Raw genomic sequence first — 23,183 nt, forward strand, 5'->3', positions numbered from 1 at the left:
CTTGCATGATGCAATGGCAGTAGAACAAGTGACGCTGCAATTAAAGTGGAAACATGCTTTTCAGTTTGCGGGCTATTACGTTGCTAAACAGCAGGGCTATTATCAGCAAGCAGGGTTAGATGTCCAGATTAAAGAAGCCGAGGCCAATACTAATGTGCTGGATGAGGTGTTGGCGGGTAAGGCAAACTTTGGAGTTGGTACCAGTAGCTTGCTGCTAGCAAGAAAAACTGGTAAGCCTGTGGTTGTTTTGGCGGTTATTTTTCAGCACTCCTCTTATGTGCTGATTACCCCACGCCACAGTGAGATGCAAAGTATCCAAGATCTAAGTAATAAACGCATCATGGCTGATCCGCTTTCCGCAGAAATTTTTGCCTACCTAAAGCGTGAAGGCATTGCCTTGGATCACCTGCAGCGTGTTCAGCAGAGCTTTAAAATTGATGAACTGCTGGCAGGCAAAGTGGATGCAATATCTGCTTATATGACGAATGAGCCATTTTTATTAGACCAAGTGGGCTTTCATTATCAAATTTATAGCCCTCGCTCTGCTGGGATTGATTTTTATGGTGATAATTTATTTACTTCTGAAGCAGAAATTCAGCAGCATCCAGAGCGGGTAAAAGCATTTAGAGCGGCTAGCTTACGTGGCTGGGAGCATGCCATGAGTCATCCTGATGAAACAATTCAGCTTCTATTGAGCAAATACCCACAGCACCGTTTAAAAGAGCATTATCAATATGAATTAACGCAAATGATTGCATTAATGCGGAGTGATTTAATCACCATTGGCTATATGAATGCGAGCCGTTGGCGGCATATTGCAGATACCTATGCTGAAATTGGCATGTTGCCCACTAATTTCTCCTTGAATGGGTTTTTATATGATCCCAATCCTAAGGATGATTTAACTTGGCTATATACCACTCTCGCCACGGTATTAGCCCTGCTAGGCACTGTTGGCGCCATTGCATTACATATTTATCGGCTTAATCATCGTTTGGCGCTGAGCCTTGCTGAAGTAAAACAGACTGAACAACGTTTAAAAGTATTTTCAACTGCAATTGAGCAAAGCCCAATGGCCGTATTAATTACTGGGCCAGATAATACAATTCAATATGTAAATCCTAAGTTTACCCAAGAAACGGCTTATTCTTCGAATGAAGTGCTAGGTCAATCCAGTAGGATATTGCAGGCCGATATGCTGGATGATGGGATCTATAAGGAGATGTGGGATAAATTACAGCAGGGGGAATTATGGAGTGGGGAATTAAATATTCGCCGTAAAACTGGTGAGGTTTATTGTGAAGAGGCGCATATTGGGCCTGTAAAAAATAGCGATGGCCAAATTACTCACTATGTTGCGGTATTGCAGGATATTAATGAGCGTAAGCAGATTCATCTTCAGCTTGCCCACGCTGCGCATTACGATATGCTTACTGGTTTGCCCAATCGATCTTTGTTATTTGAGCGAATTAATCAGTGGTTGTTGGTTGCTAAACGTAACCATAGTCAATTAGCTTTGATGTTTATTGATTTAGATAAATTTAAACCTATTAACGATAAATATGGACATGCCGTAGGCGACGTTATTTTGCAAGAAGTGGCAGCCAGAATGTTAGCCTGCCTAAGAGATTCAGATAGTGTAGGCCGAGTTGGAGGCGATGAGTTTATTGTACTTTTACCTAAAATAAATAATCATAATGACGCCTATTCAGTTGCAGAAAAAATTCGCATCGCTATAAATAAGCCTTTTATTGCAGGTAATAATCAGCTCGATATCTCATCTTGCATTGGTATTGCTATTTATCCACAGCATGCTGAAGAATTAGTTGATTTAATTAAAAATGCAGATTTAGCCATGTATCAAGCAAAAAAATCAGGTGGAAATAGAGTTAGTTTTTTTGTCGCGCCATCTTGAAATAGCAGGCCTAAAAGGTTATTGTGCTTAGCGTGTTTCTTAACTCTCCCCTTTTATTTCTTTTTCCTGATTATGCCTCTTGCTCAAATTCATCATAAATATCGTAGGGCGGGTGCAACCCGCGAGTAATGCTGAAAAAACCGCGGGTTGCACCCGCCCTACGACGTTTCAATGCTTGCAATACATAGATCTGAGTTGATCGCTTAAGGTTTAACGATCAACAGTGGCCGTAAATTGATAGGATTGTGGTAAAACCGGCGTATTTATTGAGTATTGCTCGCGGGTTTTAACCCATGTGCGCTAACTAAAAAAATAATGATATTAATGAGCCGGTTAAACCTTAAACCACAGAGAACACAGAGGCCCACAGAGTTTCATAGAGGAAATAAACCTCTGTTTTGAGTCTTTCTCTGTGCTCTCATCTTTCTCTGTGGTTAAAGGTTTAGCGCTATTTTATACTCTGTTAAGGTTTTATGTGATTTTAGTTTACATTCGCGTTATTGAGTAAGAGGCATAATCAGGTTTTTTATACATGGCAGTTATTTTTTGGTGAAAATAATGAATATTGAAACGCTACAAAACCCATCCGCTGAATTATTTGAAGAATTGGAAGAAAAAATAACTGTATTTAATGAGGAGCGCTGGGAGGTTAAAAAGAAGCAACCATTAGCCATTATAATTAAAGGCGAGGGAGGTGAATTATTAGCAGGGGCTAGTGCTAGAACTTTTGGCCAGTGGTTATTGATTGAAAATATCTGGGTGGATGAAACTTTGCGTGGGCAAGATCTTGGCTCAAAGATATTGGCCCAATTGGAGTCCGCGGCCATTGCTAGAGGTTGCATGATCGCTTTATTGGACACGCTTAATTTTCAAGCCAAGCCATTTTATGAAAAATTTGGCTATCAAGTGGGCTGGGTTCAGGAGGCTTACCCTCAAACAGGCTGTAAATACTTTATGACTAAGCAATTGCAAATCGCCTAGTCGCAGGGAGCAGATATACGATTTGCAGTGTGTTTTAGTGGTAAGGTGAATTGCTATGTATGACTTATTATCATAGATTTTTTTTAGTTTTATGGCTTGTGCCAAAGTATAGAAGTATTTCATTGCTCAAAAAGTTTTGATAGAAAAATATGGCGACAAAAAAAATAGCAGTATTGCTTTATCCAGGCTGCATCTTCTTTGAAATAGCCGCAGCGGTTGAATTACTTGCTCAATATTGCGAACTTAGCTATTACACACCGGATGGTAGTGTGCATATTTCATCCAATGGTACGTATCTCTGCGCTGCGGGCTCTTATGCTGATATTGCGAATGCTAGTGCAATTATAGTGCCAGGTGGTAATCCTGATTCAATTATTCCATTGCGCCTTGCTAGTGATTGCTTAAAAGAAGGCTATGCCAACGGCGCAGTATTGGCGGGGATTTGTGCAGGGGCTTTGGTCTTGGCAAGCAGTGACTTATTGATTAATAAACGGGTAACACATAATTACACGCTTGAATTTGTTCCGCAGCAAGTCGTCGATTTTGTTCAAATTATTTGGCAGGGTGTGGTTTACGAGCGGGCAAATATTGTAGTTGATGGTCGATTGATTACGGCTCAGCCATGGGCGGTATTTGAATTTGCTGCAGCTATTGCTTTGGCCTTAGGCGTATTTAGCCAGCTGCAGCTTGAGGACTATATATCTTATTATCAGCGTTGATTTTGTTGGGCGGGCTATTGCTCACGTAGTGTATCTGCATGGGCAAGGTAAAGCGTTTTCCTTGCCCTAATTTTCTCTTATAAATTAAATGCTAAGAATGGCCTTGGGAGTTCTTTTTTGATTAGAATGGATTGTTTGGTTTTAATCCTAAGTGTTCGGGATTGGTAACATAGATTAGGTGGTCGGTCCATTTGCCATTTTCAAACCAATATCTTTTTTTGATTCCTTCTTCTTCCATTCCGATGGCTTTAACTAAACGAATCGATTTGTGATTGTCTAAATTAATAGCGGCTTCAAGCCGGTTTAATTTAAGTTGCTTAAATCCTATCTTTAAACCAGCGGCGGCCGCTTCTTGACCATAGCCTAATCCCCAATGTCGGTTATAAAGCTGGTAGCCAAAGTTAGCAAACTGATGTGTATTTCTGGAGAAAATATCAAAATCCACGTGACCTATTAATTGGCCGGTATGATTCTCAAATACGCCATAGAAATACCAATCATCTTTTTTTGCCATTTCTTTATGGCGTTTAATTAAATGAATAAAATCAGCTGGGGTGCATTTCTCTGGCGCTACTGGGCCTAAATCCCATTTGCTTTGCAAAGGGAAGCGATTTACTAAAGCATCAAACCATAGGGGGTAATCGCTGGGTTTGAGTGGCCTAAGGGTTAGCCTTGCTGTTTTTACTGCTCGTCGGTTAAAAGTCATAAATCTCTATTCAGTTAAACCCCCAAGCGGATGAGGGGAAATACTGTAAACAGCTAATGATCTATTTAGTGTGGATAACTGGGTTAAATAGATAGGGGTATTAGCCAAAGCGGGGTACGGTTGAGTAAATTGATCATTTTCCATGGTGCCTCCTAGGGCTTTGGCTCAGTGATTTTAAATTTTTTGCAATTGCACAACGATTTTAAGTTAAGTGTTGGCTATCTTGGCATATACCCGCGTATTGCGCAGCGTGCCATCTGGATCTATATTTTCGTTTTTAAGTAATCCTTCAAGCTTAAATCCGGCTTTTTCAGCTACACGCCAGCTGGCGGTATTTAAATCATCAGAAAATATTTCTAAGCGTTTGGCGTTTAAATGCTCAAAGGCGAATTCGCTGATGGCGTTGACGGCTTCGGTGATGAGGCCGTAGCCGTGCAGTGAGCTTCTGCACCAATAGCCAATTTCAAACTTTGGGATATCCCAGTTCATTCTTTTTAAGCCGGATGCGCCAATAAATTGCCCTGTTTCTTTTAAAAATAGCAGCATAGTTAGATTGGATCGATCAATAAATTCGGCTTGGCATTTTCGGCAGTAGCTTTCTGCATCGGCAAGATCGAATTCACACATGGCCCATGGCAAAGAGGCGGGATAGCGGCGTAAGTCATTCATCGATTCCAGCTTGGCTTCGTGCATGGCCAGGCCATCGCCTGCGCGTGGGCTGCGAATAATAAGGCGCTTAGATTCAAATTGATCGGGAAAATCAAGCAGGATAGGATTGATTGCCATGGTATTTACCCAGTGTATGAGGAATAAATATTGGGCATTTAAATTAAACACTCAATGCTTGTAAAAACTCGTCGGAATCGAAGCCATCTTTCATGTGGTGGCCGCGCACAATGAGAAATGGTGTGCCGATTGCGCCATAGCTATTAAATTCTTGTTGGCAGCGTTCTTCAATACTCATATTGCATTCGGTAAAGGCAAAGTTATTCTGATTTAACCAAGCTTTGGCTTCATGGCAATAAACGCACTCCGTAGTGGAATACATTACTACTTCATTTGGCTTAACCATGTTGGCTAATTGATTAATTTGTTGGCTGCTATAGCTGTCACTGGATGGGCTGGGGTGTTGATAATGCCTCCAAGCGGCAGAGAGTGCACCTATCAGAATAATGATGGTTATAACACGGCCCATTTGTTTTCCTTTGGGGGCAGGTTAGTAATGTGTGAGTGTCATATTACGGTGTTTCTTTATTATCTTGCAAATGATGTCATGAAGAATAGGGCAGAGGGCGGATGGGGTAGCGATATTGATGTAGGAGTTTGTGATCTAACTGCGATATTAAAGGCAGCTTAAAGGGGAAACCCACGAATTATTTGGGATGTTATCGCTGGGTGATTGGGTTTCGCCCTTGTTGTATCACTAGGTTTTACATCACCTTCTTGGCTAGTCCACGATGATAGGCAGCTTGGGGTGGCTATCTAGCTTGGTTTGTAGTGGGCTATTGGCGGTTTCAAGCTCGGTGAGTAGCTGTTGTTCTGCAGGATTAGGTTCGCCTAGCCATTGAGCGGGGCCATTTTCAGTTTGGTAGTGGGCCACTACGCGTTTTTGCGCTGGTGCGTAAAGTACATAAACGGAATGTCCACAATTATGTGGCTCGCAAACCGATCCTGCTAGGTAGTGTATTTGCCCTAAGACAATAGGGATCATCGGAGTAGACGTTCCTTTACCTAGCCAGCGTGGGGGCTTGATTTTGGATGTGGTAAAGGCAAGATTGAGCTGCTGGCGTAGCGTTTTATCTGCGGGATAAACTTCATAAAAATAGGCACATTGTGTGCTATCTGTGCAGGTCATCGCTTTAGCACTGCTCACGTTTTTAGCCTGCGCATTCAGTGGCAAAAAGAGTGCTGCAATGATGCTGCTGCAGATTGAAATACGGCTAATCCATTGCATAATTTTCCCCTGTGTTGGTCTATACAGGCCATGGTTTAATGGCTTATATAGACCGTTGTATAGGTTTATGGGATGACAGTGGTAAATAAATAGACGGCAAAAATCACCAAGAGCACTACGCCTTGTAATACGGTAGTTTTACCGGTTTTGAGCGATAGCATGGTGATAAACAGCGATAGCATCAGCAGCAAGGATGACTTGATATCCAAGCCTAGGGTTAAGGTTAGGCCACTGCTCAGTGAAAGTACGGCAACGGTTGGAATAGTTAAACCGATACTAGCAAGTGCAGAGCCTAGGGCTAAGTTTAAGCTGGTTTGCAGGCGATTAGCACGCGCAGCATGAAAGGCTGCAATGGCTTCTGGTAATAGCACTACGGCAGCAATAATCACGCCAACCAAGGCTTTAGGCGCGCCCATATTGGCAACTCCCAGCTCAATACTGGGGGCCAGTGCTTTGGCTAATAACACTACCGCCACAAGGCAAACTAAGAGTAGAAAGGCGCTGATAGCGGTGGTGCTTAGGGTAGGTGGCTCGGCATGAATTTCTTCATCTTCAACCGCATGGCTAGGCAAAAAATAACCACGGTGGCGCACGGTTTGCACCAGCACAAAGGTGCCGTACAGTACTAAGGTTACTACGGCAATAAAGATCAGCTGGCTGCTTGTATATATAGGGCCAGGGGCACTGGTGGTGTAGTTAGGCAAAATCAGGGTGAGTACAGCAATGGCAGCCAAGGTGGTAAGCGATGCGCTGGCACCATCTAAGCTGAAGCTTTGTTCTTTGTAGCGTAAACCGCCCACTAATAAGCACATGCCAACTATTCCATTCAGAATAATCATCACTGCGGCAAAAACGGTATCTCTAGCCAGTGCCGTGGTTTCTGGCCCGCCTGCCATCATTAAAGAAACAATCAAAGCCACTTCAATAATCGTAATGGCAACAGCCAGCACCAAGGTGCCATAAGGCTCACCAACCCGATGCGCAATGACTTCGGCATGGTGTACCGCCGCTAAGACGCCACCAAATAAGCCCAAGGTCAATAAGCCAAGATAGATGCTGCCTAAGCTTTGTAAAGGAGCGAGGTAGAGTAGCCAAGCGATAGCAGGGGCGGCAATAGTCCAGATCGGGAGTGTTACTTTCATTGTGGCGCCAGAGAAAAAAGATTCAACATAATATGCTCCAGTGTGGGGACAGTGATTTATAGCGAGTTCGACAATATTACATACAGATATGCCGTATTGAACACAGAGCATCATAGCTCTGTATACAGTGAAAAAAAACCAAGATGCAGCAAAGAAAAGCGCTTAGTTTTATATAAGATGATTTGCAGTTTGTACAAATCAGACGTTATTGCTCATATTGGGAAGTATATTGCAGGGATAATGCCATATAAATATATGGGGAATAACGCGAACAACTATGCGTTAATTAGAGCCGCTGGGTAATCAAAAGTTCACTAGTGCCGTGTTTTTTATAAATGACTATCTTAGACATGGCAAATGCTAAGGCTCGCTGGTGAATAATCACTGCAATGTGTGGATTCCATGAACAAAAATGCCATATAAAAACCACCTTGATCATGGCGTGGTTCTTATATGGCAAGAGCAAATAGTGAGAAGCTTTATAAATTATGCTTGCTTACGGCGGCGTGCGATCCATAAGCCGGTTAAGCCTAGGCCGATCAGAGCATAAGTCTCTGGCTCTGGCACTGGTGTGCTTATATTAATATTATCAAATTGGCTGTTAGAGCCTACCCAAGAGACTTTGGTGAGATTTTTTTTATTAAAAACAAAGGTTTGCAGACCTATAAGCCGGTCAAGAACGACGGTTTCAAATGTTGTGCTTTGCCCATTAAAAAAGCTGAATTGAATAGAGGCTGAATCGCCCTTATTAAAAACATCGGCAAGATCAATAGATTTAAAATTAAAGGATGATTTATTAGCTTGCTCAATACTGGTTTTGCTACCGCTGTAGTTTACAAATACTGCAGCGTGGCCTTTATCGGCCTGAAACTCATCGTTCTTCCCCCAAATACCCAGACGGTCATTGCCTTGGCTGTCATTTTTAATGACAAAGCCCTTGGTGTTGATGCTATTGAAGGTTTGAAAAGTATCGTTGTGAGTTAAATGATTGAAATCGATCACTGTGGCATTTGCAAAAGTACTTAAGGCGAAAATGGCACTAGAGAGCAATAGTTTTGTGTGCAGCATGAACTTTTCCTATAGATAGAAAATAACTGAATCCAATCATTTTCTGTCTTGCTCCTTGCTAATGTCAAAACAAATACTTCATTTGTTGTAAGTTTGGTGTTTGTTTAATCGGAGTTACCAAGCAGATATCTACAGCGATGATGACTTTTGATCGCAGTATGCAAAGTAGCTGATAAGTTTTTGATAAGTATTGGCAGCTATTCTGCAGCCACAGCAATGCAGTTCCCTGAAGAGTAGAGCAAGCCGCCATTCACTACTTTATGCTCGCCATGCTTGGTACTTGGCTGCTTCTGGCTCAGTGTAATTGTGAATCTAACATCAATAGATTTAACTCCTTGATGAGCTGCTGGCTGGGTTGGATCGGCTTAGGGGGGGCTGCGGCATTGTGCGCGTGACGCTCACAATCTGGTAGACCCCGCCAAATATCGTGCGCTTTTGCCAGTGGTATTTTTCTGCTTGGCTGGCGTAATGGCTAATTTCATTATTCCATAATGCCTCGGCAAAGGGCTCTAGCTTGGCATTTACCCATTTTAATATCCAACGGATTGGTTGCCAGAGCGATGGGCGATGGTAATCAACAAACAATACTTTTCCACCAACGGGCATTTGGCTGAGCATATGGTCGACGATGCTGCGTTTTTTTTCATCAGGCACTTCATGCAGTAAAAAGAAGCTGCAAATAAGATCAAACGATAGCTGGCTCTGATAGGTTGCAGCATCGCTACGCACCACTTTTGCCCATGGGTACAAAGCTAATTTGGCTTGGGCGTGTTCAATTTGTGCAGGGGTGATATCGCTTAAATGAAACTCACCATCTGGCCCCACTTTTTGTGCCACTTTACGTACTAGATCACCATAAACATGTGCCACCTGCCATACCTTCATTCCTGGTTTGATTTCATTCAAATAGGCACGCATTAGGCGTTGATCATTCCCAAATAGCAGCACCTTTACCACCATATTATGGTCGAGCTGATCAACGCGTTTGGGATTGACATAGGCCCAGTCGTAAACCTCGGTCATATAGTCAGGAACACCTTCGTAATAAGGATCTGTTGGTAGTTTGGGGTGATTTTGCGTCATGGTGGCAGGCTTCTAAGGGATTTTTTTGAGCTTAGACTGAGGGGGGGCTATATACCTTGAGCTGGGCCAATATCTAGCTATTTAGGGTTAGGCTGGCCGCTTCTAGGTGAGTATTGCCAAGGGAGCCGCATGTTTATTGGTGAGCTGAAGCTAGTGCTTATGCGGGGATAGGCGGTTTATTGCGGCTTAAATAACTAAGCGGGTGAGAGTGGGAAGGGGGCTGTTTTGTGAGTAATTACTTTTTACGCGCCTGCAGAGCAAATATAAAAAAACGGCGCTTAGAGCGCCGTTTGGGTAAAATCGCTATAGCACGGCATGCCGTGCCGCTGCTTAGTGGTGACGACCACCCGATCGTTTGATCGGGGCAAAAAGGGCGGCCACTGGGGTGTTTTCATTACTCAATGGCTGTTGATCGCCACGCGGCTTAGCGGCGGGTGCACGTGGTGCTGCGCTGCGTGTATCGCTGCGCGCGCCACGATCGGCATAGCTACGCTCTTGCGGCGCACGGCCTTGTGGTTGATCCCCACGGCCAGAACGGCTGCGGCCATCGGTTGGTCGAGCTGCCGATGGGGTGCGCGCTTCGCCACGTGGATTGTTGTTAAAGCGGCCTTCACCAGCAGGGCGAGGCGCTGCGGAAGAAGGCGTTTCACCACGTGGATTATTGTTAAAACGGCCTTCTGAAGCAGGGCGTGCATCGGGGTTAAAACGGCTGGCTGGGCGGCTATCATCGCTAGCACGTGGATTGCTGCGTGGTGGGCGCGGCGCATCACTCGCTGCTGCTGCAGGGGCATTGTTGGTGCGATTATGCCCACGTGGAGGGCGGCCGCTATTTGGGTTACGGGGATCGCGGTTGGTGTTGCGCGCTGCACCATTGCGGCCATTTAAGATTGGCTCGGCTTTGATACTTGGATCAACCGCAAAGCCATCTACGCTTTCACGGGTGATATCGCGTTTGATCAGGCGTTCGATATCATTTAATAGCTTGTGCTCATCCACACAAACCAAAGAAATCGCTTCGCCTTCAGAGCCAGCACGGCCCGTGCGGCCAATCCGGTGTACATAATCTTCGGCTACATTCGGCAGCTCAAAGTTAACCACGTGTGGCAATTCTTCGATATCAATACCGCGAGCGGCGATATCGGTGGCGCACAGTACTTGCAGCGTGCCAGATTTAAACTCGGCCAAAGCACGGGTACGAGCGGCTTGGCTCTTATTACCATGAATGGCCAGTGAGTTAATGCCATCTTTGCTTAGCTGCTCAGCTAAGCGATTAGCGCCGTGTTTGGTGCGGGTAAACACCAAAACTTGGAACCAATTTTTTTCTTTGATCAGCTGGGTGAGCAGCTCACGTTTGCGCTCACGGTCAACAAAATATACCTTTTGCGTAATCATTTCGGCCGTGGCGTTGCGGCGAGCCACTTCGATCAGTGCAGGCTTATCGAGCAGGCCATCGGCAAGGGTTTTGATTTCGTCAGAAAAAGTAGCCGAGAACAGCAGGTTTTGGCGCTTGGCAGGCAATAGGGCCAGCACTTTTTTGATATCACGGATAAAGCCCATGTCGAGCATGCGGTCTGCTTCATCCAGAATCAAAATCTCAACCGCGCTTAAATCAACGGTTTTTTGCGACATATGATCGAGCAGACGGCCCGGTGTGGCCACCAGAATATCTACCTGGCCTTTTAGCTGCTTAATTTGCGGATTAATACTCACGCCACCAAACATCATCATGGATTTAAGTGGCAAATATTTACCATAGTCGCGCACGCTTTCTTCAACCTGAGCGGCCAGTTCACGCGTAGGGGTCAGAATCAGTGCACGAATCTTTTTGCCAGTGGCAGGTTTTGTGCTGAGTAAATGCAGCAGCGGCAGCGTGAAGCCGGCGGTTTTACCCGTGCCGGTTTGTGCGCCAGCAAGTAAATCACCACCGGATAGCACGGCAGGAATCGCCTGTTGCTGAATAGGGGTTGGTGTGGTGTAGCCAAGTTCAGTAACGGCACGGACGATATCGTCCGCAAGCCCTAGGGCGGAAAAACTCATTCAAACTCCAGAGGAGATATCGGCCTGTCGCCAAGAGTGGCGCCAGTCAAAGGCAGATGGGGTAGGTGATCTTACAAATATGGCATCAAGATAGCTCACTCAGCAACTTTTTGCTGAGCCCTGCATGCAAAAAAACACTGCGAGGTAAAGGATTTCAAGCTTGATGGCGTATCTGGGTGGTGTAGCGCGGAGACTGGGTAACGCGCCCACGGCGGGATTATACCTGTGTACTTGCGTTGGTGTGTGAAGCAATCATGAATTAGTGCAGATTACACTGCGCTAATTGTGTCTTTGTAGGGGCACGGCATGCCGTGCCCACTGCCAATTAAGCGCCAATAAAGCGCATTTTAAAGCTGCGGCCTTTGATGTTTCCTTGGCTCAGGCTATTAAATGCTTTATCTGCCACGCGGCGATCAAGCGCTACATAGGTCATAAATTCATACACATTAATTTTACCGACTTGCTCTTTAGTTAGGCCCGCATCGCCAGTGAGTGCACCAAGTAAATCGCCTGGGCGAAGTTTTTCTTTCTTACCGCCCATAATGCACAGCGTCACCATCGGGGCACGCAGAGGGCCACTGGCCTCGGCTTCTAGGGTGTTTAAATCAAACCAACGTACTGAGCCGCCTTGGTATTCTTCGATCAGGGTGACCCATTTTTTCTCGTTTGGGGCGCAAAGGCTAAGGGCTAAGCCTTTATCGTGGCCACGGCCGGTGCGGCCAATGCGGTGGATATGCACTTCGGTATCTTTAGATACGTCAACGTTAATCACGGCACCTAGGGTTTGAATATCTAAGCCGCGTGCGGCGACATCGGTGGCCACCAGCACGGAGCAGCTTTGATTAGCAAACTGCACCAGAATCTCGTCGCGTTCGCGTTGCTCTAGCTCGCCGTAAAGCGCCAGGGCACTAAAACCTTGATCTCGCAGCTCAGCTGCAAGCTCGCGGCAGTGGATCTTGGTATTGCAGAAGGCCAGTGTCGAAACCGGTTTGTAGTGATTGAGTAGCTGCGCCACGGCGGCGTTACGTTCCTCGTGTTCGACGAGGTAAAAGCGTTGTTCGATTTGGCTGTCAGCATGTTGTGCCTCTACTTTCACTTCGGCAGGCAGCTTTAAGAATTTAGCGCTGTCTTTACGAATATTGTCGGGATAAGTGGCAGAAAACAGCAGGGTTTGGCGGCGCGTTGGGCAGGCACTGACAATGCCGGCGATCTCATCGTAAAAGCCCATATCCACCATGCGGTCGGCTTCGTCTAATACCAGCGTTTGTACGGTGGATAAATCAATCGAGGCGCGGCCTAAATGGTCGCGGATACGCCCCGGTGTGCCCACAATAATATGCGCACCGTGTACAAGCGAGGCAATTTGCGGCCCCATGGGCGAGCCGCCACAAAGGGTTAAAATTTTAATATTGTCGGTAAAGCGTGCCAAACGGCGCAGCTCTTTAGAAACTTGATCGGCCAGCTCGCGGGTGGGGCAAATCACCAAGCCCTGAATGGCAAAGTAGCTGGGGTTGAGCTTATGTAGCATGCCAATCCCAAACGCTGCCGTCTTGCCGCTGCCGGTTTTTGCTTGGGCGATTAAATCGCGGCGCTCTAGAATCAGCGGCAGGCTGCGCGCTTGGATCTCGGTCATCTCAACGTAACCCAAGCTGTCCAAGTTTTGCAGCATGGCCGGCGAGAGAGGTAGATTGGCAAAAGATGTTGTATTCACAATGACTTATCTCGCAGACCAAAAGGGGCAGTAGTCTATCAGGCGCAGCGCTTTAGAGCCAGTGCCCACTTATTAATTGGTTTTTCAACCATGATCTTGATTGATACATATTACGTTGTGATACCGATGGCAGAATGGGGCGGCTTGCTTCATCCCTCTGGGCGGTTTGTGGAGGAAAAGTTTGCATCACTCGATGATTATTTGCTTACTTTTAGCCTAGTAGGCCGTGTGAGTAAGGAGTTGCCTAGTATAGAGCTGGCCAGCCGTGGGGAGAGGCAGCGTTGCAATGTTTCTGCTAGGTCATGAATACTAATGGGTTTACTTAAAAAATCATCCATGCCTACCGCTTGGCAGCGCTCTTTATCTTCTTGGTAGGCATCTGCAGTGAGGGCAATAATTGGGATGTGTTTTCGTTTGAATTGTTGCTCCCAACTACGAATTTGTAAACTAGCTTCGTAGCCATCCATGATGGGCATTTGGCAATCCATTAAAACTAAATCAAATGAAGTTGTGCTTTTTAAGGCATCGAGTGCTTCTTGCCCGTGCTGTGCCAACTCTGTTTGATAGCCTAATCGAGCCAACATAGCCAACACCACAACTTGATTAATTGGATTATCTTCAACGACTAAGATGCGTTGTAATTTTGTTTGTTCTGTTTGTGTAGCTAATGCTTGGTATTGGGTGGGGAGGCGTTTTTCGGAATCTGTAGCTTCATCAACAGGAATTTGAAACCAAAATTGTGATCCCTTTCCTAATTGGCTTATTACACCGATTTCACCCCCCATTAGTTGAATTAGGCTGCGGCAAATGGCAAGGCCTAAGCCTGTGCCACCATAACGGCGTGTAATGCTGCCATCACCTTGGCTAAAGGTTTTAAATAATTTAGAGATTTGCAGTTCATCAATTCCGTCTCCGGTGTCTGCTACTGTAAATTTTAAGAAAGAATTTTCTAATTGTTCTAGTTTTAGAGTGATAGTGCCAGCCGAAGTAAATTTAAGTGCGTTGCTGAGTAAGTTACTAATGATTTGTCTTAAGCGATAAGGATCCCCCCAGCAGCTTAAATGAAGCGGTACATCAAATAATAAATCTAACTGCAGGCCCCGTTGATGGGCGGTTTCTCGGAATAAATTGGCGACTTCTTGCACTAGCTCAGCGGGTTGAAAAATCAGCGATTCTAATTCCATTTTCCCTGCTTCTACTTTAGAAAAATCTAAAATTTCATTCAGTAAGGAAAGCAGATTCTCGCCAGAGCGAAGGATGGTTTGTGCGTAATCTAAGCGTTCTGTCTCGTCTACTTGTTCTTGCATCAGCAGCTGCGCCATTCCCATTACGCCATTAAGTGGGGTGCGGATTTCGTGGCTCATGGTAGCTAGAAACTGGCTCTTGGCTAAATTGGCTGATTCAGCTTGCTGTTTGGCCTCAATGAGTTGTATCTCTTGTTGCTTGCGGATGGCCATTTCTTGTTGCAAAACAAGGGTTTTTATTTCAACTTCGGCAGCTACACGGCGGCGGTCTGCACTTAAAATTAAGGCGAGATTGCCAAGTACGGCAGTGGCAGTCAGGATACAAAATAACAGCACTAAGGATGCACTGATGGTACTGCCACCTAAGGCATTGGTGGGTTTATGCAAGAGCAGCAGCCATTGACGATTCGCAAAATTGAGCGGTTGCTGGTAATAAACACCCATAGCATCGAGTTGGCTTGAGCTTTGAAATGAGGGAAAGGGTTTAGTAAAATTAGAGTAAATAACTTCAGTTTTGCCCTCGGTAAGATCAAGGATCGCCCACTGTACTTGCTTGTGCTGCTGCATCAGTTTAAGCCAGCCCCGAATATCAATGACGCCCGTGACAATGCTTTCTACTTCCCCCGTTGCAGATAAAACAGGGGCCATCATGAGTAAGCCACCTGGCCCTTTTAAATCATCGCTTAGTAAGATTTTGGGACTGATGGCTACTTTATGGCTAGCAATAACTGCGTTTGCTGTTTGGGCTCGGCGTGGCTCGGAGAGCAAATCTAATCCCAATACCGAAGGGCTGGGTGGGCTAATCATGGTTAAGGGTAAAACACCAAGGGGATTGGGGTGCCAGTTGGCTAAGCGGTGTATTTTTATATTATTTAAATTGAGGGTTTGTTGTAGCTGCTCATATTGGTGATCGTAGGGCGCGTGGCGTAATAGGGGAGCCCAGCCAAAAGTGCGAAAGCTTGTCGCTGCTTTATTACTTTGTTTGACAAAGGTAGAAAACTGCGGCAAGGATAATGGTTTTACCAGTTGGGCTAGAGTGGCTAAATTGCTTAGGGTTTGGGTGTTTACTGCATCTAATTGCTCAAAATCTTGGCTAATCATGATTGATTCGGTAGCAAACTGGCTTTGTATCTGCCTTATTTCACTATTCCTGATAAATAAATACACGCAGACAAATGATGAGAAGGTGAGCAGGAGTGGCGTAACCACCATCCAGCGCCGCTCCCTCCAAGCTGGGCGTTTATCGTAAAGGGCAATACAGAGTGGTGTAAAAATTAATACACCCAGTGCATCCCCAAGCCACCAAGTGGAGAAATTTTGTGCAAGTAAATCTGCACTTAAATAGCCTTTAAAAAATAAAGCGGTGTTGGCAATGCTGCTGGCGATGGTACAAGCCAGTAATCCAGAGCCACTAAATTGCAGAATGCGTATAGGCTGATCCATTTCAAAGTGTGGATCAAATTTGCGTAGTAATCTGGCGCCAATTATGGCTTGTAAGACCGATCCAGTGGCAATAATAAGAGGTAAAATCCCCCAATCCCATTGCAGCCCAATGGTTGCATTCACACACCATGAGCCAATCAGTATGCTAGGCCAAATTTTGCGTCCATCAAATAATAAGCATGCAGCAAACGCTATTCCTGCTGCCGGCCAGATGGCCGTGGCATAGCCGGGAGGAAGTGACATCAGTAGGCCAAGCTTACCTGCTACTAAGTAAACTAAGGCTAGGAGCAGATTCGTTAACAGCAGGCGCACGCTTCATACTCCAGAGATCTAAGGCTAGACGGGCATATACGAAATAATAGCTCAGCTGATCGAGTTGAAATTACATGTAAAGACAGTATAGGTGTGGATTAAATGAGCTGCTTTAGGTGGTGGCACTGATGCCACTAAGTGCATATAAATCTGTAGCGGTAAGAACTGCTAAGCGATTTTTCCTTGTTGCTAATCCCTTGCAGAAATTGTTTTAGGAATCATATGAATCACAAAACTCGGCGGCCTACTTTGCAAGATGTTGCCGATAAAGTTGGGGCTTCCAAAATGACTGTTAGCCGTTATCTGCGCGAGCCGCAGCAAGTGGCCGTGGCAACAGCTAAGAAAATTGCGCTGGCAATGGAGGAGCTGGGTTATATCCATAATCGTGTGCCCGATATGCTGGCTAACGCCAAAAGCCGTGCAATTGGTGTGTTGCTACCTTCCATGTCAAATCAGGTCTTTTCTAGTGTAGTACGTGGCATTGAGTCGGTAACAGGGCCAGCAGGGTTACACGCGCTCTACGGCCATTATGGCTATACGATGGCACGGGAAGAGCAGCAGATTGAGCAATTACTTTCGTTTAATGTGGATGGGCTGATTTTGTCTGAAACGCAGCACACCCATCGCACCTTAAGAATGCTGGAAACCGCCGCTATTCCCGTGGTCGAAATCATGGAGCTGCCTGAGCGGCCCATTGATTTGGCGGTTGGCCTAAATCATGCTGCTGCAGCGCAAGTGATGGTGGGTTTAATGTTGGCTAAGGGGCGTAAGCGGATTGCTTATCTGGCGGCGCGTTTAGACCATAGAACACGTCAGCGTGAAGCGGGGTATTTAGCAGCACTGGCTGACGCGGGGCTTGAGCCTATTCTGATTCACACTGATCAGCCTTCTTGCTTTACTTTAGGTGGGCAATTATTGCGTGATGCGCTGCAAGTTGCGCCTGATTTGGATGGGGTGTTTTGTACTAATGATGATATTGCTGCAGGCGCGATGTTGGCCTGCCAAGCATTGGGGTTTCGTGTGCCAGAGCAAATCAGCGTGGCCGGATTTAATGCCCTTGATATTGGCCTCGCCCTAGCGCCGCAGCTAGCCAGTGTAATCACCCCGCGTGAAGCGATTGGCCGGCTTGCTGCTGAGCGTTTAATTGGCAGGATAGAAGGGCGTCATTACCCCGATAAGGTGGTGGATTTGGCCTATGAGATTTTTCTAGGCCAAAGCTTATAGGGGGGGCACGAATACCGCCCCCTATCTGTGCTTATGAGGACAATCTGCTAGTTAAAATAGTCCAACTCCAGTGCAGATTTTACTTCGCCCAAAGTAGCTGCTGCAATGGTGCGGGCATGTGCGGTGCCTGCTTTTAATATTTGCATGACATGGGCAGGATCTTTGGCTAGCTCAATACGGCGAGCACGAATCGGCGCAATCAGCTCTTGCAGGCGAACTTCTAGATGTTGCTTGATCACGGAATCGGCCAAGCCACCCTTGCGGTATTTGGCTTTCAAATCATCAATAAAACTAATATCGGGTTCAAAAGCATCAAGAAAGGTAAATACGGCATTGCCTTCAACTTGGCCTGGATCGTTAATTCTTAAGTGCTTCGCATCGGTGTACATGCTTTTTACGTATTGGCTAATTTCATCTGGGCTGGCTGATAAATGCAGCGCATTTCCCTGAGATTTACTCATTTTGCTTTGGCCATCTGCACCCGGCAGGCGGCCGGTTTGCGGGATGATGGCACGGGTTTCTAGCAGAATATCTTTACCTACGAGGGTATTAAAACGGCGCACAATTTCATTGGTCTGCTCGATCATCGGGGCCTGATCTGCCCCTACTGGCACGGCGGTGGCCTTAAAGGCGGTAATGTCGGCTGCTTGGCTCACGGGGTAAGTTAGAAATCCTGCGGGAATATCTCGCTGGAAGTTCTTTTGGCGAATTTCTTCTTTAACCGTAGGGTTGCGCTCTAAGCGTGCTACCGTGACCAAATTCATAAAGTAGTAAGTCAGCTCAGATAGCTCAGGGACTTGCGACTGAATAAAAATAGTGTTTTTAGCAGGATCAAGACCAACTGCAAGGTAATCGAGCGCTACTTCCAATACATTGCGATGTACTACATCGTGATCGGTATCGGTGAGCGCTTGCGCGTCGGCCAGCATCAAAAATTGGGTGTGTTTGTCTTGAAAGGCGAGGCGGTTTTGTAATGAACCCACAAAATGGCCTAAATGCAATGGGCCTGTAGTGCGGTCGCCAGTCAAAATAATATGCGAAGTCATGTTCTCGATCCTTGTGTGGATTTACGCCGCCGAGCCCATGGGGTGTGTAGAAACAACAATGCCGCCTGGACCGGCGGCATTGTTCAAATAAATGAGTCTAGGCCGCCAGTAACATATAGTGGCGGTAGCACCAGCTCGTTGGCTGGGAAATAAGAGGGCGTTGAAGTGCGTTCATGGGCTCTACTATTGCAGCTTTTAGACCGCTTGTCTACACAGTAAGTCGTGTTAATGATAATTATTATCGTTTATTGCGTGTGGTGCTTGCAAACTGGGCAGGCAGGGTCTTGCTTGTAGCGCATTTCGCGCCAAGCCATATTGCGGGCATCTAATAGCTGCAAGCGTCCAATCAGCGGCGTGCCTACTCTCATAAGCAGCTTGAGCGCCTCGGCGGCTTGCGCTGCGCCAATAATCCCTACCAGCGGGGCAAATACGCCAAAGGTGGCGCATGGGCCATCACTGGTTTCGCCTTCTTCCCCAAATAAGCAGTGATAACAGGGGGCGTTGCCGAGGCGTGCATCAAACGTGGTGAGCTGACCATCAAAGCGCACTGCCGCACCTGAAACCAGAGGCACTTTGTGTGCGACACAGGCGCGGTTTACCGCGTGGCGGGTGGCAAAATTGTCGCAGCAATCCAGCACAATATCGGCCGCTGCAACGAGTTTATTTAGCTCTGCCGCCGTGGCGCGTGTGGTGATTGCATTGATTTTTATTTGCGGGTTGATCGCGCTAGCTGCCGCTTTGGCCGATATGGCTTTATTTTGCCCAAGGCTGGCCGTGCTATGGATGATTTGGCGCTGCAGATTAGATAATTCCACATGATCGTCATCCACAATGCTGAGTGTGCCAACACCTGCTGAGGCTAGATAGAGCGCAGCGGGTGAGCCTAAACCCCCCGCACCAATCAGCAACACATGCGCATTGCTGATTGCCTGCTGGCCTTCGATGCCGATTTCATCGAGCAGAATATGGCGGCTATAGCGCAGTAAATCTTGATCGCTGAGCTCAGCTTCGTTAGCAATGGAGGGGGATAGCGTAGCGTAGATCATGGCTAAAAATCACATAAAAGAAGAGTGTAAGGTGTTGTGTGCCGGCTAATTACATGGTGTCAACCCGCTGTGTAGCTGGGCGAGTATTTTATAAATATCTTCGCAACTCCTCAGGGGTTTCGTCATGATCGCCGTGTGGGTGATTTTCCCAGACCTTCACATAGACATCACGACTTTTAATATTGTGCTCGGGGATTTCTAAATTGCTGCGAGCGATATCTTCGCAATAATAGACTAGGGCGCGTTTGATTTTGCTCAGGATACTTTCATCCAGATGAAACCCAGCCACTTTGAGCTGATTTTCGATGATTTGTAGTGAGTGTTCTTGGATTAGGTATTGCACAGAGATACAGTGCTTGCTGGCAAAAATCTGAACGGTAATACTAGGAATCGTGGCTAAAAACTGAGCCGCAAGATGGGCTTGGGCGGGGTGCGGGTAAAATTGAATATCGCGTTGCCTAGAGAGAGAATCTGCTGGCTTCATCATTATTCTCCGCATTTTGCGAGCTGGTATGGGCGGCTTTCCCATACCTAGGAGCCATAGAGGGCAAGCCCTCTATGGCTATCCTGTGCAATGACTATTTAGCCGGTGCTGCTACCGCTTTATTTTGCAAAATTTGCTGAACTTTTAAAATATTCAGCGCTTGTTGCAGTTGGTAGTCGTTTTTAGAGGCCAGCTCGCGTGGATTTTCTTCCGCCGTTTCGCTTGCAACTGTTTTTGGTTTTTGGGCCTTGATGATGGCTTTAGGCTCGGATGCTGCTTTACCCGCGTCTTTTTCATTTGGATTATCCAAACGATGGCCTAAATCGGCTTCACGAATACGGAAGGCGCTTTGTTCCTTGCCGTTGAGTGTTGCTTCTTCAACTTCGATATCCGGAGTGATCCCTTTTAGCTGAATCGAGCGGCCTAGCGGGGTGAAGTAGCGCGCAGTAGTGAGCTTCAGTGCCGTTTTGTTATCAATCGGCATGATGGTTTGCACCGATGCTTTACCAAAAGTCTGAGTGCCAACCACGATGGCGCGCTTATGATCTTGCAGTGCACCCGCTACAATTTCTGAAGCAGAAGCCGAGCCACCATTGACCAGAATCACCAATGGTACGGTTTTCACTTCTTTAGGGGTATTTTTAAAGTAATCATCTTTGCCGCTTTCGCGCAGATAGTTTTCCTTGCTAGCGGTGAGCCTGATCTTAGAATCTGGCGTGCGGCCTTCGGTGTAAACCACCAGCGTATCCTTAGGCAAGAAGGCTGCGGATACACCCACGGCACCGTTTAGCAAACCGCCCGGATCATTACGTAAATCAAGCACAACGCCTTTGAGCGGTGCTTTGTTTTCTTTATAAAGCGCTTCTAAGGCTTGAGCGACGTTTTCTGTGGTGTGCTCTTGGAATTGCGCCACACGGATATAGCCATAGCCAGGTTCAGCCAGCTTAGATTTCACGCTTTGCACTTTAATGACGGCGCGTTTTAGCGAGATCACAATCGGCTTGCCTTCGCCCTTACGCAACATAGTAAGCGTAACTGAGGTGCCAATTTTGCCGCGCATTTTGGTTACGGCGTCATTGAGCGACATGCCTTGCACGGGGGTTTCGTCGATTTTGGCGATAAAGTCACCCGCTTTTACGCCAGCGCGGTAAGCAGGGGTGTCTTCGATCGGTGAGACCACACGAACCAAGCCGTCTTCCATGCTGACTTCTATGCCTAAACCACCAAATTCACCCTGAGTTTGGATTTGCATATCTTTAAATGCATCGGCATCTAGATAGCTTGAATGCGGATCAAGGCCGGATACCATGCCTTTGATGGCTTCAGTAATCAGTTTTTTATCTTCAACGGGCTCAACATAGCTTTGCTTAATCAAGCCAAACACCGTTGAAAATGCGCGCAGCTCTTCAACGGGTAGTGGATTACCGCCGGCATCTTTATCGGCGACGGCATTAAAGGAAAGGCTGAGGGCAACGCCCAGACCTGCGCCTGCCAGTAGCAAGGCGATCTTTTGGAGCTTTGGTTTTTTGCTGCTCGAGGACATCCGCGTTTTCCTGTTATAGGCTTACTGACATGGGTTTAGACCGTACAATTTATGTTTTTTTTGATACTTTTTTCCACGAAAAGCACCTAATGACCTTAGGCGCGGCGCACTCTCGTGGTTTGATTGGAATGCTCTATTAGGTATAGCAAATAATTTCTGGGCCAATCGCTTTGCAAATGATGCGGGCAAAGCCTCTTTGCTTATTGTTTATCAGCCAGCCCACGCTAGTGGATCAACGGGGCGGCCATTTTGTCTGAGTTCAAAGTATAAGCCGGAATCTGCCATTCCACCGCTGTTACCGCTGGTGGCAATGCTGTCTCCTGCCTTAATCGTATCACCTACTTGCTTAAGAATGCTCTCATTCGCGGCGTAAATACTCATATATCCACCGCCGTGATCCACAATCAGCATATTGCCAAAGCCACGTAGCCATTCGGCAAACACCACACGCCCGCTGGCAACGGCCTTTACGCTCTGGCCGGAAGCGGCACGGATAAACACGCCTTTCCATTGCCCACCTTCACCACGCGCGGTGCCAAAGCGGCCCATAATTTCGCCCTTAATTGGCAATCTTAGCTTGCCTTTGAGTGAGGCAAAGGCTTGCCCCGCTTGGCTGGCATCGGGTAAAGCGCTGTTCAATGTGGGGGCTGGTTCTGGTTCGGCTTTGGGCGCGGGTTTACCTGCGGCTTTTGCCTTGGCCTGTGCGGCGGCGTTTCTGGCTGCGCGCTCTTTTGCTTTCTTTTCTGCCAGCTGTTTGGCTGCCGCGGCTTGTTTGGCGCGTTCTAGCTCTTGGCGTTTAATAATCGCGTTTAATTTGTCGACTAGGCCGGTCAGGCGTTTTTCATCGGCAGCGAGTTTTTGGATTTGATTCCGTTGACTACTGATTTCTTGTGACAGGCTATTCACAATTTGTTTTTTTTCTTGCTGCTCAGAAACCAGCACTTCTTTTTGCTGTTTTTTACGCTGGGCGAGTTGCTGTAAGGCTTCGTTTTTTTGGCGAATTTCTTCGGATAGCTGGGATAGCTCGGCAAGCTGCGCTTCTAGTTTATTGGCCAATTGCAGCTGAGAGCGGCTGATATAGCGGTAATAGGTGAGCTCGCGGCTGACTTGATTGGGGTCTTGCTGGTTGAGTAGCAAGCGCCAAGCTTCAATTTGCCCAGCTTTGTAGCGTGTTTTAAGGATTTTACCCAGCCTAACTTGGCTGGCTTGAATGCCACTGCGGGTATGGCTGATATCGTTTTCTAAGCGCTTAATTTCGGCGGTACTTAAGGCTTGTTCTGCTTGCATGCTGTTTAGCACGCGGTTGGCGTCAGAAATGGCTGTTTCTGAATCTTTTAAAGCGTCTGTGGCTTCGCTTCGGTGGGATTCGTTAACAGCCAGATCTTTTTTAAGCTCTTGCAGTTGACCGCGTAAGTCTTTTAGCTCGGCCTGCTTGGCCTGTGATTCTTGCTGCGGAGCGGCGGGGGTAGCAGGTGCAGCCAGTGCACCGCTTGTAAGCAATAAAAGAAATAGCGGTCTAAGCAAT

The 23,183-nt window shown here is 46.6% G+C and carries 19 protein-coding genes; 4 read left to right on the forward strand and 15 right to left on the reverse strand.

Annotated features, from left to right (window positions below):
* The first annotated feature begins 13 nt into the window (after window positions 1-13).
* The 3 genes from R6242_RS05505 (at window position 14) to R6242_RS05515 (ending at window position 3,615) form a co-directional block, all read left to right on the forward strand.
* Window positions 14-1,915 (forward strand): diguanylate cyclase domain-containing protein, encoded by a 1,902-nt coding sequence (locus R6242_RS05505; protein WP_318424758.1) that lies wholly within the window; start codon window positions 14-16, stop codon window positions 1,913-1,915.
* Between the two features lie 558 nt (window positions 1,916-2,473).
* Window positions 2,474-2,896, forward strand: a complete 423-nt coding sequence (locus R6242_RS05510; RefSeq protein WP_318424761.1) for a GNAT family N-acetyltransferase — start codon at window positions 2,474-2,476, stop codon at window positions 2,894-2,896.
* A 149-nt stretch (window positions 2,897-3,045) separates the two neighbouring features.
* Window positions 3,046-3,615 (forward strand): DJ-1/PfpI family protein, encoded by a 570-nt coding sequence (locus tag R6242_RS05515; RefSeq protein ID WP_318424764.1) that lies wholly within the window; start codon window positions 3,046-3,048, stop codon window positions 3,613-3,615.
* A gap of 121 nt (window positions 3,616-3,736) precedes the next feature.
* Here R6242_RS05515 and R6242_RS05520 read toward each other — a convergent pair whose 3' ends face one another.
* The 10 genes from R6242_RS05520 to R6242_RS05565 all read right to left on the reverse strand — a co-directional run bounded on the left by R6242_RS05520 (window position 3,737) and on the right by R6242_RS05565 (window position 16,315).
* Entirely contained in the window at window positions 3,737-4,321 is a 585-nt protein-coding gene (locus tag R6242_RS05520; RefSeq protein ID WP_318424766.1) for a GNAT family protein, read from the reverse strand.
* Between the two features lie 207 nt (window positions 4,322-4,528).
* Complete coding sequence (locus R6242_RS05525; protein ID WP_318424768.1) at window positions 4,529-5,107, reverse strand: GNAT family N-acetyltransferase; 579 nt, start codon at window positions 5,105-5,107, stop codon at window positions 4,529-4,531.
* 43 nt (window positions 5,108-5,150) lie between these two features.
* A complete protein-coding gene (locus R6242_RS05530; RefSeq protein ID WP_318424771.1) occupies window positions 5,151-5,516 on the reverse strand; it encodes a glutaredoxin family protein in 366 nt (121 codons plus the stop codon).
* Between the two features lie 252 nt (window positions 5,517-5,768).
* A complete protein-coding gene (locus tag R6242_RS05535) occupies window positions 5,769-6,275 on the reverse strand; it encodes an Ivy family c-type lysozyme inhibitor (RefSeq protein WP_318424774.1) in 507 nt (168 codons plus the stop codon).
* 65 nt (window positions 6,276-6,340) lie between these two features.
* A complete protein-coding gene (locus R6242_RS05540) occupies window positions 6,341-7,417 on the reverse strand; it encodes a calcium:proton antiporter (protein ID WP_293931184.1) in 1,077 nt (358 codons plus the stop codon).
* A gap of 486 nt (window positions 7,418-7,903) precedes the next feature.
* Window positions 7,904-8,485, reverse strand: a complete 582-nt coding sequence (locus R6242_RS05545) for a PEP-CTERM sorting domain-containing protein (protein WP_318424781.1) — start codon at window positions 8,483-8,485, stop codon at window positions 7,904-7,906.
* A gap of 327 nt (window positions 8,486-8,812) precedes the next feature.
* Window positions 8,813-9,568 (reverse strand): rhodoquinone biosynthesis methyltransferase RquA, encoded by a 756-nt coding sequence (gene rquA / locus R6242_RS05550; RefSeq protein ID WP_318424784.1) that lies wholly within the window; start codon window positions 9,566-9,568, stop codon window positions 8,813-8,815.
* 330 nt (window positions 9,569-9,898) lie between these two features.
* Window positions 9,899-11,605, reverse strand: coding sequence for a DEAD/DEAH box helicase (locus tag R6242_RS05555; protein WP_293931192.1), 1,707 nt, complete (start codon window positions 11,603-11,605; stop codon window positions 9,899-9,901).
* Window positions 11,606-11,930: 325 nt separating this feature from the next.
* On the reverse strand, window positions 11,931-13,316 hold the full coding sequence (gene dbpA, locus R6242_RS05560) for an ATP-dependent RNA helicase DbpA (protein WP_318424787.1): 1,386 nt from the start codon (window positions 13,314-13,316) through the stop codon (window positions 11,931-11,933).
* A 197-nt stretch (window positions 13,317-13,513) separates the two neighbouring features.
* Window positions 13,514-16,315, reverse strand: coding sequence for an ATP-binding protein (locus R6242_RS05565; RefSeq protein WP_318424790.1), 2,802 nt, complete (start codon window positions 16,313-16,315; stop codon window positions 13,514-13,516).
* Between the two features lie 222 nt (window positions 16,316-16,537).
* Here R6242_RS05565 and R6242_RS05570 point away from each other — a divergent pair, with 222 nt between their 5' ends.
* Window positions 16,538-17,539: a substrate-binding domain-containing protein gene (locus R6242_RS05570; RefSeq protein ID WP_318424793.1), complete on the forward strand. Its 1,002-nt coding sequence runs from the start codon at window positions 16,538-16,540 to the stop codon at window positions 17,537-17,539.
* Between the two features lie 47 nt (window positions 17,540-17,586).
* Here the strand turns inward: R6242_RS05570 and trpS are convergent, their stop codons facing one another.
* The 5 genes from trpS to R6242_RS05595 all read right to left on the reverse strand — a co-directional run bounded on the left by trpS (window position 17,587) and on the right by R6242_RS05595 (window position 23,182).
* Window positions 17,587-18,585 carry a tryptophan--tRNA ligase gene (gene trpS / locus R6242_RS05575; RefSeq protein ID WP_318424796.1) on the reverse strand — a complete coding sequence of 333 codons (999 nt, stop codon included), beginning with the start codon at window positions 18,583-18,585 and terminating at the stop codon, window positions 17,587-17,589.
* A gap of 245 nt (window positions 18,586-18,830) precedes the next feature.
* Window positions 18,831-19,631 (reverse strand): molybdopterin-synthase adenylyltransferase MoeB, encoded by an 801-nt coding sequence (locus R6242_RS05580; RefSeq protein ID WP_318424798.1) that lies wholly within the window; start codon window positions 19,629-19,631, stop codon window positions 18,831-18,833.
* 88 nt (window positions 19,632-19,719) lie between these two features.
* Complete coding sequence (locus R6242_RS05585; RefSeq protein WP_318424801.1) at window positions 19,720-20,118, reverse strand: hypothetical protein; 399 nt, start codon at window positions 20,116-20,118, stop codon at window positions 19,720-19,722.
* A gap of 91 nt (window positions 20,119-20,209) precedes the next feature.
* Window positions 20,210-21,658, reverse strand: coding sequence for a S41 family peptidase (locus tag R6242_RS05590; RefSeq protein WP_318424804.1), 1,449 nt, complete (start codon window positions 21,656-21,658; stop codon window positions 20,210-20,212).
* A 210-nt stretch (window positions 21,659-21,868) separates the two neighbouring features.
* On the reverse strand, window positions 21,869-23,182 hold the full coding sequence (locus R6242_RS05595) for a murein hydrolase activator EnvC family protein (RefSeq protein WP_318424806.1): 1,314 nt from the start codon (window positions 23,180-23,182) through the stop codon (window positions 21,869-21,871).
* Between the last annotated feature and the right edge of the window lies 1 nt (window position 23,183).

The sequence above is a fragment of the Iodobacter sp. CM08 genome (assembly GCF_033446605.1).
Lineage (GTDB): Bacteria > Pseudomonadota > Gammaproteobacteria > Burkholderiales > Chitinibacteraceae > Iodobacter.